Source organism: uncultured Tateyamaria sp., from assembly GCF_947487805.1.
Classification (GTDB): Bacteria; Pseudomonadota; Alphaproteobacteria; order Rhodobacterales; family Rhodobacteraceae; genus Tateyamaria.
The window spans coordinates 533,669-546,003 of record NZ_CANKXW010000002.1 but is presented as its reverse complement, the minus strand read 5'-3'; the positions used below and the strand labels follow the sequence as shown (position 1 = coordinate 546,003).

The window sequence follows — 12,335 nt, the reverse complement described above, 5'->3', positions numbered from 1 at the left end:
AATTGCAGGCAGACGCGGAGTTTTGGGGCATTCCGCCAGATCTCCTCACGCCGGACACCGCGATGCCCGAGGATGGTCTGTGGCCGGAACACGTCGCGGCGGTCGAGGCCTTTCTGCGGATCAGCGATCTGTGGCGGATCAATCCGCGCCCCAATGCGCAGACCGTGTTTCTGGGGCTCGACGTGGTCCAGGCCGAGGCGGAATTGCGCATGGCCGGCATCGCGGTCACGCCGCATCTTTGGGATCAGATCCGCATCATCGAACAGGGCGCAAAGCGTGGTTTGAACGAGGATTGAAATGACACTTCAATACCATGCGCGGATCACGGCGGACGGCAGACAGGCACAGGCGGCGATCCGGGAAACAAAGGGGGCCGTGGACGGGCTCTCGGGCGGTCTTGACCGTGTCCAAAGCGAGGGTCGCGCGGCTGGGGCATCCCTTGATGCGCTGGCGACGGACGCCACGCAGGCCCGCGCGGCGCTGAATGCCACCGCTGCGGCGGCGCGGGGTGTCAATCAAACCCATGTGCTGGCCGCGGGGTCGGTTGGCAACCTGACCGCCCAGTTCAACGATGTCGGTGTGATGATGGCCGCAGGCCAGAACCCGCTGCAGTTGGCCCTGCAGCAAGGTACGCAGATCACGCAGGTTCTGGGGCCGATGGGGGCAGGCCAGGCGGTGCGCGCGTTGGGCACGGCGTTCATGAGCCTGTTGTCGCCTATCAACCTGGTGACGATCGGTGGCATTGCCGCAGGTGCGGCGCTGGTCCAATGGCTGACCAGATCCTCGGAGGAAGCTGGCGGCCTGGTCGAAGCGATTGGTGCCGTCGAAGAAAAGCTGGCGAACCTCCAACGCAGCAACGCCGTAATGTTGTCCGGCGCGGGATCCGAGGAACGGTTTGATCTTCTCAGGGCGATCGAGGCGCAGGAAAAGGTTGTAGCGAGCGCGCAGGATGCCATGAGGCGCGTCCAAGGCGCGCGAGATCTGGTACAACGTGGTGTTCAAAACAATCTGCGTGATGCTGAAGCTGAGCTGGCCTCCCTGAAGGAGATGCTGGTTGCGCTTGACGAAGCGGTAGCCCTGAATTCCGACCTTGAGGCCGTCCAGGACCGCGTGACAGACAGCCTCCGGGATGGTTTGTCCGCCCTGATCGAAACCTCCGTCGCGCGCCAGGCCGCGCAGGACGAGGCCCTTGGGTTGCTGGACACACTGCGCGAGGAAAACGCCCTGCGCGAGGTCGCGCTGAGCCATGGCGAAAACAGTATCGAGTATGCCAATGCCCGCGCCGATGCGGAGCGGCGCGCCTTCGAGGAGATGCTGGAGACACTGGATGTGTCGGAGCAGCTCAAGGATGAATTGCGACTTGCCTTCGAGGAAGGTCTGGCCCTGTCGCAGGTCGACGTTGCGTCCTCCATTCGGGCAGGCGCAACCGAAGCGGAACGTCTGGCCAACGCCCTTGGTATCGCCCTGTCCACCGCGCTTGAGCTCGCCAATGCGACGCCGCAGATGCAGGACGAAGATGCGGTCATGGGGCAGGCCGTCTTGCAAAACGCGGCTGGCCGGGCTGGCCAGCGGGCCGCGGTTGACAATTTCCGGCGTCTGACCACGGCAAGGACGCGCCGCGCTGGCCGCAGCGGCAGTGGTGCGCGTGCGGCCCGTGCCGAGCGCGACGAGGTGGCCGAGCTGATCGCGCGGTACAAGGACGAGCTGTCCATCCTGCGCGAAACCGATCCGGTCCAGAAAGAGATGCTGCGCAACCGCGATGCGCTCAAAAACGCCAGTGCTGCCGAACGCGCGGAGATCGAGGAGCTGATCCTGTTGCGGCAGTCCGAAACGCGGGCTGTCGAGGATGCCAAGGACAAGTACGATCTGCTGTCCGACACGCTTCTGGATGTAGTCCCGGACCTGACCAAGGGCGGCGATGCGGCGGCACAGGCCTGGGAACGCCTTGGCGACACGCTGCAGCGTGTCGCCTGGGAGGCGATCCTGCTGGGCGAAGGCCCGCTGGCCTCGCTGATGTGGGGCAACTCCGGCGGCGGCAGCTCCGGGATTGGTGGTTTGGCCGGTGCGCTTTTTGGTGCGATCTTTCCGGGTGCCGCAGCGCGCCTGCCGGGCCGCAAGGACGGGGGCATGATCTTTGGCGACGGCGGGTCGCGCGATGATCGACAGCTGGTCCTGATGTCACCGGGCGAAATGGCGATCAACGCGGCGGCAACCGCGCGTCATCGCGGTTTGCTCGAGGCGATCAACGCGGGCGCACCGCTGCCGGGCCTTGCCAATGGCGGGAGCCTGGGCGGATCATCGACAATGGGGTGGGGGTCGACGACGCTGATCGTCGAGCCGCCCGCTGGCGTGCCGCTGGGGGCGCGCATGCAGGAGGAACGCCAACCGGACGGACAGCGTCTGCAACGCCTTGTCCTGTCCGAAGCCGTGGCCAACGGGATGGCGGCTCGCGATGGCCAGGCGCAACGTTTTCTGTCTGACGGGTATGGGCTGACCCGGAGAGGAGCACTGCGATGACACTGCCTGTGTGGCCGGACAGCTTGCCGCCCCCGGCGAGGGCACAGTTCCAGGCGCAGCGCCAGGACAACCGGCGTCGCCTGAGCAATGATACCGGCTTGCCCGCGTACAGACGGCGCACAAGCCAGGGTGCAACGCAGGAGAATTTGACCGTTGTCCTCGATCGGCACGGCAAGCAGATATTCGATGCGTTTTTCGAAGGCTTGCTGGCGGATGGCACTTTGCCGTTCTGGATGCCGGACACGCTGTCGGATGGCTGGCCACTGGATACACCCCAGGGCGTGTCGATCCTGCGGCCCGACGGCAAACCCTTGTGTGCCGCGGCGCAGATGCTGTGCCTGATCGGAGATGACATGCCCCGCGAGACGTTGCGCGGCCAGACCATCACGGTCACCTTTTCGGTCTGGAAGCTGCCATGAAGGTGCTGTCGCTCAATGCTCGGACCCATGTGGATGCAGAACACTCGGAGGATGTGGAGATCGTTCTGTTCGAGATTTCGCACCCGGACCTCGATGCGCCGGTGCGCATCTCGACGGATCCCACCGAACGGATCTCGGCAGACCCGTTGGCCTATGGCACCCGGTCGGAATGGAATGGTGCGGACACCGTGGCGGAGCCGTTTCTGTTCGTCATCGTGAATGCGGAACTGCCGGGCGAAGAGGACAATACACCGGCGCAGACCCGCCTGATCATCTACAACACGGACAGCCGCCTTGCCGAGGCGCTGGAGGCGATCACCACACCGGCGCAGCTCAACATGGCGGTGGTCATGGCAAGCTCACCGGACGTGCCTGAGATCGAGTATTTCGGGCTGGACTGCACCAGTGTCGAAGCGGATGAGGGCGAGATCTCCATCTCCTTTTCGCGCCACGCGATCGAAGACGAACTGGCACCCTATGAGCGGTTCACGCGAGAGCGCTTTCCGGGGCTGATATCGTGAGCTGGTCAGACGACTATATCGGCATCCCCGAAAAGGCCCACGGGCGAGACCGGCGCGGGCTCGATTGCTGGGGCCTCGTGTGGCTGGTGCACGCCAACGAGCTTGGGATCGATCTGCCCTGCCATTCCGACGATTACCGATCGACCAATGCGCTGGGGGAGTTGGACGCGCTGCTGTCTTCGGACGTGCGTCGTCACGACTGGATCGAAGTGCCGGGGCCAGGGTGGTTCACGGTGCCGCTGTTTCGGACCGGGCGCTATGCCAGCCATGTGGGCGTGACGGTCGACGCGCAGCACTTTCTCCATGTCACCGGCGGGTCTGTGCGTCTGACCCTGTATTCGGATCCGGTATGGCGGTGCCGGTTGCTGGGCCACTACCGCCATGTGGAGGCCCCATGACCCAACTGATCCCCGTGGCGACAGGCCATGCTTTGGCCGCGCCCGATGGGCCTGCGACCCTCGAGGTTGAGGCCGGTCTGACACTTCTGGAGATTGTCCGTCAGGCGCTCCCCGGCATGGCGGCAGAGGAGTACGATCAGGTCCGCGTGATCGTGCGCGGCGCAGGCGGCGAGACGTCCATTCCAGCGGCGCAATGGCGGTTTGTGCGCCCGCGACCAGGGGCGCAGGTGCTGATCCTTATGGTGCCGGGCCGCGACCTTGTACGGGGTGTCTTGCTGGCGTTGGTGGCAGTTGCGGCGGTGGCATGGGCGGGGCCTATCGCTGGTGCGCTTGGTATTGCTGGCCCATTGGGAACGTCCCTCGTTGGCTTCGGGCTGCAGTTGCTCGGCACATCCCTCGTCAATGCGCTGATCCCGCCCGAACGCCCGCCTGTGCGCACCCAGACCGCGGCGCTGCCCGGCTATGCGATCTCGGGATGGCAGAACGAGGCGCGCCCCGGCGAAGCGGTGCCTTATGTTTGCGGGCGGATCCGCATGGCCCCGTACCTGGCGGCGCAAAGCTATGTCGAAACCGTCAGCAATCAGCAGTATTACCGGTCGCTCTTCACCTTTGGCCACGGCCCGTTGAAGGTGTCGGATATCCGGATCGGTGACCGTCCGTTGACGGATTTCGATGAGGTGGATTTTGAGGTGCGCGAAGGCTGGCCCACCGACGATCCCGTGACACTCTATTCCAGCCAGGTGTTGACCAGCGCGCAAGGCGTGGAGATGATCCGGCCTTTTCCCCGCGATGATCTGGGAGCCGTGATCGCCGGGGCCGCCGCTGAAGAGACACCGTCGGTCTTCATCACCGCGCCACGGACCAAATGGGTCCGGATCATCTGGAGCTGGCCCCAAGGGCTTTACCGCGTTCTCGATGACGAAAGCCTGTCGGGGCAGGAAACAGGCATCCGCATCGAGCACCGCCTTGTGGGCGATACCGACTGGACCGTGGTCTTTGAGCGCAACATCCTTGGGCGCAGCCGGGATCCGCAATATCGGGCCTATCTGTGGGAACTGCCGACGCGCGACCGATACGAGGTGCGCGTGACACGGCTCACGCCGGAAAGCCTAACGTTGCGCGTCGCTGATCGCAGCTATATCGCGGCGATCCAGTCGCTGCGTCCCGAATACCCGATCAACCTCGGCAAGCCCCTGACCCTGCTGTCGATCCGCGTGAAGGCCACGGCACAGCTCAACGGCCCTCTGGACGGCGTGAACGCGCTGGTCGAACGCTATGCCGAGGACTGGAACGGAACGGATTGGGCGGTGGGCCTCACACGCAATCCAGCGGCGGCCTTTGTCGACCTGTTGAAGGGTGAATTGAACCCGTACCCGGTGAGCGACAGCGAGATCGACTGGGAGGCGATGCAGGACTGGCACGACTTCTGTGTCGCGCGTGGTTTTGAATACAACAGGGCGCATACCGAACTGGAGAAGTTCGGGAACCTCCTCAGGGCATGCGCGCGCGCCGGGCGGGCCATGCCGCGCCATGACGGTCGCAAGTGGACCGTGTTCATTGATCGCCCACGCGCCGTCGACTTCGAGCTGAGCGCGGTCAACGGGGGCGGTATTGCCTGGTCGCGCAGCTTTGTGCGCAGGCCAGACGCGTTTCGTGTGCCGTTTCTCGATGAGACCAACGAATACCGGCCCGCCGAACGTATCATCCCATGGCCGGGTCACACCGGTGACATCCGGATCACCGAGGAGTTGCTCCTGCCCGGCAAGACGCACCCCGACGAGATCTGGACCGAAGGGCGGCGCGCCCAGTACGAAGAGGACGCGCGCGCGTCCCGGTATTTCGTCAACCAAACCGGCCCGGTCCGCCTCGCCGAACGGGGCGACAAGGCCGCTGTGCCGATCCGGAGCCTGAGCACGGCCACCCACGTCACGCGTGTGGAGGACGTGGTCGGTGACCTCGTTGCGCTGCAGAGCCAGCCCATTTTTGAAGAGGGCGTGACCTATGGAATGCGGTTCCGGGTGTTCGAGAATGAAAGCGACACGGTGGGTCTGTCCGTGGTCGAGGAACTGGTACCGCCGAGCGCCGGAGCCCTTTTGGTCGGGCTGAGCAATCCATCCGCCCGGCCACGCCCAGGTGATCACGTGATCATCGGCGTGCTCGGGTCCGAGACCCGCATGATGCGCGTCTTCGGCATCGAGGCGCTGGAGGACTTTGGCGCGCGATACACGCTGGTTGCCGATGCGCCGGAGATCGACACGCAAACAGACGCGGACGTGCCGCCCGAGTGGATTTACGATGTGGGCGTTCCGATCACCATGGCCGATCAGGCACCGCCAGTTCCGCGCATTGTGAGCGTCTTTTCGAACTGGCTGGACTTCCCCGACAGCGGCACGCCTGGAACCGTCGACACGGTGCTGGTGGAGGTGGCCGAAGGCGGGCCCACCCTGGGTGAGACCATGCTCGGCGTGCGCCACCGTCTCGCCAGTACAACCAGCTTCGTGAACTCGCCGATCGAACCGGCGTCGGGCGGCGGCGAGCTGAGCGGCTACAGCCTCGGCGACGAGATCGAGATCGAGGTTTATGCCATCTCCGAAGGCGGGATCGAGACGACCGGCGCACGCGTGTCGCACATCGTGGGTCTGGGCGACACCGCGCTGGCCGGTGACCTCGACCCGTCGACCATCCTTGTCACCAACCAGCCCGGTGCCGCGGTGGTCACCGTCGCCGTGCCCGCTGACGACAGCATCGACAGCGTGGCACTGTTCCGGGTCGCGGCAGGCGACACGCCTGATCCCGACACGGATCAGACGGGTAGGGACACAACGGTCACACCGGGGCAATCGGTGGTCATCACCGACGGCGATCTGACCCGCACCAATATCCTCGACAACGGTAATTTTGCGGACGGGGCCGGTGGCTGGAGCACGGGCGCTGGTTGGTCGATCGCAAGCGGCGCGGCGAGTGCTACGGCAGGCACCGCCAGCAACCTCGACCATGCCGCACCCCTGACCGCTGGCAAGACCTATCGCATCACCCTGACCGTGTCCGGCCTGACGGCAGGACGCCTGATCCCCAAACTGTTCGGGGGCACCACCATCGCCGGTCAGGATGTGGATGCCAACGGCACGCACAGTCTGACCATCATCGCCCAGACCGGAAACACCGATTTCCGGATCACGAAGACGGCGGATTTCGACGGCAGTGTCGACGACATATTTGTCGTTGAGCAGACCACGCTGAGTGCCCCGTTGGGGATGCAGGATTACTACGTCGCGCCGCGCAACGTTTCGGGCGTTTTGGGCACGCTGGAAGGACCATTTTCGACCCTGATTTACTGAGGGATCGACATGGCAGGAAACATGACCACCGACGGCTTGCCGCAAGCCGCTCTTCTTGACGATGTGATGGGCCATCGGGACGGCAGTCTCGTACGGCAATCCGCGTCAGATCTCATCGCACAGGTGGTCTCCCAATCCGCGCTGCAGGGCTATGTGGCGGGTGCGGGTGCGTTCGACGCCTCCGCAGGTGCGTTTCCGTCCGGCGCGGAGGTCGGGGATGCGTATGTGACGACAACAGGCGGCACGGTGGACGGCGTCCAGTTTGCCGCCGGTGACCTCCTCATCGCCCTGGTGGCCACGCCCGCCACCGACACGTTTGCAGGCAACTGGTCGCAGCTGGTCAGCGCACCTTCTGCCGACGACGTCGCCGAGACGGCAAACCGCAAATGGATGACGCCGGACGACGAGGCGATCCTTGGTGCCGCCGCCACTCAGGCCGGGACCTGGAGCCCTGCGTCCGGTGCCTTTCCGGCAAATGCGCGCTCGGGCGCGATGTACACCGCCACGGATGCCGGTTCAGTGGACGGCGTCGGGTTCCGTGCGGGTGACATTGTGCTGGCGCTTGTCGCAACACCCGCCACAGACACGTTTGAGGCCAACTGGGCGCGCTTGATTGCATCGCCGAACGCGGATGATGTGTCCGAGACAGCGGCGCGCAAATGGATGACGCCGGACGATCAGGCCAAGCTGGCCAGCACACTGATGCAGGCGGGCCAGTGGGATCCGGCATCAGGGGCGTTCCCGGCCAATGCGGCGCAAGGTGCCGTGTTCTATGTGGCGGCGTCGGGGTCGGTGGACGGACAGGCCTTTGCTGCGGGCGATATGCTGGTCGCCATCATCGCGACCCCGGCCACCGACACGTTTGCAGGTAACTGGCAGCGCCTTTCTACAGGTCCGGGATCTGCATCTGAGATTGCCGGGTTTGACGAACAGGTGCACGCGATTGCCGATGAGAATGCGCTTGGCGCGCGGCCCGATCCCGGGCAGCAGCCCACGCGGTTCCGCGATCAGCTGGCACCAGGGGGCACACAATACAGTGCGGCAGACGTGGTTGCGTCTGCGGCAGGCAAGGGCATCGGGATCGTGGGAGAGGCCGTCGTGGCGCTGGACAGCCTGATCCCGATCGGGATCGACGCGGTGGACCAGGTGGCGTTCGAAGTGCAGCGCACCGTCGAGATCAGCGATCCCGCTGGCGACGGCGTCACGTTCGGTGTGGTCTGCTTTGGATCCGACGGCACCCAGCTGGCCGGAGCGGACGGGTTTATCGAGGTGCATAGCTTCGATGACCTGGACGATGTGGGTCGGACGGGCAGCTGGTATGCACAGGTATCACGTGCGGCCTTTCCCTCCGTCAACGTGATCCTGCCGGGCGCTGCGCGGTATTACGCCCCCGCTGTGCGCAGCTTTGGAGCGAACCCCGGCTTGTGTGTCCGGCGGTGCGAAGCGCTGCCAATCGCGCGTGGCGCGTTGAAAGCTGTCGGGCCTGATGCAGGTGGTTTTACGAGCTTTGAAAAGGCCCTTGAATGGATCACCAACAGCAATCCGGATGACGGCCGTCCCTTCGAGGTCATGGGCCTGAAGTTCACGGTCCAGCGTCAGAACACGACCGTGCCGGGACTGCCGGGTGCGGCTCCGATGACGCCGGTCTATGTCGACCACTTTGGCCAGGGCAAAGACCTCACCGACCTTCAACACGGAACAGCAGCGGTGAAGGCTGCGCTGGCGTCCGGTATGGCGCAGGTGATGTTGCGCAGCCGGGAAAGCTACACCTTTGATGAGACCCTGATGCCCGTGTCAGGGTTTGAACTGATTGGTGCGGACAAGTCCGCGGTCCTGAAGCAGGGACCGAATGCGCGGCCCGGTGTGTATTTCCAGCCTGGCGTTCACAATGCGTGGCTGCGCAACATGACCTATCATGGCAACCGGCCCGAGGCGGGTGCCTATAACAGCTTCTTCACCTCTGGCGGTATCAGCTCCGGCAGCACTGCGGGCGACATCACCGCGGCATTGCCCGCGACCGCCCAAACCGTGCCGCTCGAGGGGTTGGGCGAGGGCTTTGTTCTGGCCGGTGACGCGCTGGAATGGCGCGTGGCGGGCGTCCTCTACCGCCGTATCATCCAGCAGGATGTGACCCTGGCCGCAGGGGCTGGTGCCTTTGATCTGGACGCGCCTTTGGGCGTTGCGGTGGAGGCTGAGCAGACGTTCTTTGTCAAGCAGCCGCGCAACCGGATGGTGCTGAAGCAGGCCTATAACGAAGGTGAAAACCGCCTCGTGCTGCGCGCGGCCCAGCTCACCTCCAGCGCCAACACGCTGCTCAAGGGCTATCAGTTCGCCTTCCACACCGACAGCAACTACGTGAAGGCCGTCGACTATTCCGAGATCTACACGCTGGCCGAAGACGCCGTGGCGCAGCAGGTCAACGGTGTCTGGGAGGTCGAGATTGAGCTCACCGAGGGCCTCAAGAGCGACAAAGTGCTCGGCCAGCTGGTCACCTCGTTCCAGGACCATGAGAACAACATCGCGACATCCATCCTCGCGCTTGGCACCACGGACTGCGGTGTCGAGGATCTGATCGGCGCGGATTGCCAGCTCCACTTTGCCCAGGCCAACGCGTGCATCTATTCCCCGACTTTCGGCATCGCACCGGAGGACAATCCCAATGTGAACTTTGCGGTCACCGGTTGCCTCGACTATTCCACAGAGCCGGGCAACTGCTTTGGTGCGGCCCATGCGGATTTCGTGACGTTTTCGGGCAACTGGGGGATGCAAGGCTCCTTGCAGCGGAACTTCATCCAGTTCGAGCAGTGCGAGAAGATCATCGCTTTCAGCAACCAGTGCGCGGGCTATAAATCGGGCATCATGTTCACGGGCGAAAGCCGCGACGCACTGTTCTATCTGAACACCGCCGAGAACTGCACGATCAACTATTGGCACCGCAACATCTCGGCGAACGCCTCCTGGAGCTCGAACGTGTCCATCGCCGGGCCGAACACCGAACGGGGGCTGCGACTTCAAGCCGGGGATCCGGACCTCGATGACGGCGACGTCGCCTTCAAGTCGCGCGTGATCGCGACAGGCAATACGTTCAGTGGTGGCGAGGGCAAGGCCGTGGCCGGTGACTATCCGGCATCGAGCATCGTTGTGCAGCCGACGCGGCTGGGCAGCACGGTCAACGACCTGTTGCGGCCTCAGCTGATCGAGATCGCGCGGAACGTGTTCGATGCGCCCTTGGCGGATGCAGTGATCCTGTCCCAGGCGGCCTATGTCAGCCTGCATGCCAATCTGTTCAACCGGCCCGGTCAGCGGGCGCTGTGGGCCGACAATTGCGAACGGTTGATGCTGGGTTTGAACCGGGTGTTCGATGCTGGCGACAATACCCCGGCGGCGGCCTACCACCTGCGCGACTGCGTCGAGACGATCTGGGACAACAACGAGGCGACCATCCTCACACGTCCCAAGACCGACAGCGGGCAGGAATGGGGGCTGTACCTCGAAGGCGTGAACACGTTCGTGTCGTTCGACGGCACCCAGATGCTGGACGGCGTGAACGGCAAGGTGAACGACAGCGCGCCGCTGTCGCACGTGTTCATGGGGTTCAATGCGGGCCGCGCGCACGGTTTCGCCGCGGACAGCCGGATCACAGGCATCGGCGGTTTCGCACTGGCGGACGCCTTGGACGCGGCGATCCGCACGACCGGCGTCGGCTGGGGGGCAGGGCGCACTGTCACGACCAGCCGGTACAGCACTTTCCTGGGCGCGATGTCTGATGTTTCCGACGGCACTTTGGATGGTGTGTTGTCCATGGGCTACAATGCCCAAGCCCGCCAGGAGGGGGAGCTGGCGATGGGTCCACGGGATGGCATCAACGGGCTACGTGACCAAAGCGACGGGACCAACCTGACGGGGACCGGGTCAATCATCCTGCCAAGTGCGGACCTGCTGGCCGAGCTGCGCTGGAACGGCGTGCTCTACGCGATCCCGTTGTTCAGGATCACCGATCCGAACCCGGTGGTTTGAAGGTCGGTTTTCGTCTTTTGTCAGCTTCAACGATGTGCTTTGTATTCTTCAATGATGGTCTGCTGCGAGATGTCCCGAACGATTTCGCTACATATTGACAGCATTTGGCTCAGTTCCTGTGTGGCTGTAGCATTTGGGCGTGAACTAACGCTGTTATGCAGTACGGTTTCGAACTCGATCTTTGAAGCGAAAACATACGTGGCGTCATTCGGTACGATTGCAATCAAGTGATCATCTGTTCCGACAATGCGTCGGGGCGGAACAGAAGCATAAACCACCTCGCTGAACGTGAATTCCTCAATCGTCATTTCGGTGATTATCGGGCTTGCGGCGAGTAAGTGTCGATGCTTTGCAACATTTGAGGAGTCCAAGAGGTTCTTCAGCATATCGTTGCCGACGACCCGGTTGGGACCTGCTGGCCACACCTTCTCGCCTGGATGGCTGAGCTTTCCGGGCCAAGGTTCAAAGGAACGCAACAGCGGCATCAAAGACTTGGAAAGATCACCACAAGGTCCACGTTTCTCGAAGAGCCCGTCAAAATGATCCTCCGATTTCGCCGAGGGGAAATTTGTTCTTCGAGCATCCCAATCGCTCGGGTGATGTTCAATGATAGATGTAGCAGTCCAAACCGCCTGATCCAAAGCATCTCGCAACCATTTAATGACCGAGGATGCCTTGCCGTTCAGCCGCTCCGGGAATTTCAATGGTCTGAGCAGGACTCTCTTTTGATTGGGCGTGTTGTGCTCCTGTTCAAGGATTTCGAAAGTGCTGTCCGGGTTCCAATCAGACAAAAGGGTGTCAAATTCCTTGAGAGCGTCCTTGGCTTCCATTAGGCACACACGCGGGCTTTCGAAAGCTGCTAAGATTTGATTTTGGCGCTGTGCTTCAGGTGTCATTTGTACTCGATCCGGTAGCTGTCGTGGACAGCCGCACTGTAGCTATTTTTTGAAGCGCCGAAAGAGACGGACATGCGCCTACACCTCGAGATGCTGCTAGGGTTTGTCCACATTGCACGACTGCGCCCAAAATGCAGGAGGCAGTCGAAGGTGAGGTTAAGATTGGTGTCGGAGTGCGGAAAGGTTGGATCGTGCGAGAGCTCTATGACCAACAGTTGCAGCGCGCTTC

Annotated in this window: 8 protein-coding genes; 7 read left to right on the top strand and 1 reads right to left on the bottom strand. The window is 63.2% G+C overall.

What is annotated here, in order from left to right:
* Positions 1-62 precede the first annotated feature (62 nt).
* The 7 genes from Q0949_RS08240 to Q0949_RS08210 are packed head-to-tail and all read left to right on the top strand — an operon-like array spanning position 63 to position 11,210.
* Positions 63-296, top strand: a complete 234-nt coding sequence (locus Q0949_RS08240; RefSeq protein WP_299370420.1) for a DUF1799 domain-containing protein — start codon at positions 63-65, stop codon at positions 294-296.
* Between the two features lies 1 nt (position 297).
* Positions 298-2,517, top strand: coding sequence for a phage tail length tape measure family protein (locus tag Q0949_RS08235; protein ID WP_299370418.1), 2,220 nt, complete (start codon positions 298-300; stop codon positions 2,515-2,517).
* Complete coding sequence (locus Q0949_RS08230) at positions 2,514-2,936, top strand: hypothetical protein (protein WP_299370416.1); 423 nt, start codon at positions 2,514-2,516, stop codon at positions 2,934-2,936. The genes Q0949_RS08235 and Q0949_RS08230 overlap by 4 nt, the downstream gene beginning before the upstream one ends.
* On the top strand, positions 2,933-3,457 hold the full coding sequence (locus Q0949_RS08225) for a hypothetical protein (protein WP_299370414.1): 525 nt from the start codon (positions 2,933-2,935) through the stop codon (positions 3,455-3,457). The genes Q0949_RS08230 and Q0949_RS08225 overlap by 4 nt, the downstream gene beginning before the upstream one ends.
* Complete coding sequence (locus tag Q0949_RS08220) at positions 3,454-3,855, top strand: NlpC/P60 family protein (protein WP_299370412.1); 402 nt, start codon at positions 3,454-3,456, stop codon at positions 3,853-3,855. Before Q0949_RS08225 ends, Q0949_RS08220 begins: the two co-directional genes overlap by 4 nt.
* Positions 3,852-7,193, top strand: a complete 3,342-nt coding sequence (locus Q0949_RS08215) for a hypothetical protein (protein WP_299370410.1) — start codon at positions 3,852-3,854, stop codon at positions 7,191-7,193. The genes Q0949_RS08220 and Q0949_RS08215 overlap by 4 nt, the downstream gene beginning before the upstream one ends.
* A 9-nt stretch (positions 7,194-7,202) precedes the next feature.
* Positions 7,203-11,210, top strand: coding sequence for a hypothetical protein (locus Q0949_RS08210; protein WP_299370408.1), 4,008 nt, complete (start codon positions 7,203-7,205; stop codon positions 11,208-11,210).
* 26 nt (positions 11,211-11,236) lie between these two features.
* On the opposite strand, the gene Q0949_RS08205 is transcribed toward Q0949_RS08210, so the two are convergent.
* A complete protein-coding gene (locus Q0949_RS08205; RefSeq protein WP_299370406.1) occupies positions 11,237-12,106 on the bottom strand; it encodes a hypothetical protein in 870 nt (289 codons plus the stop codon).
* Between the last annotated feature and the right edge of the window lie 229 nt (positions 12,107-12,335).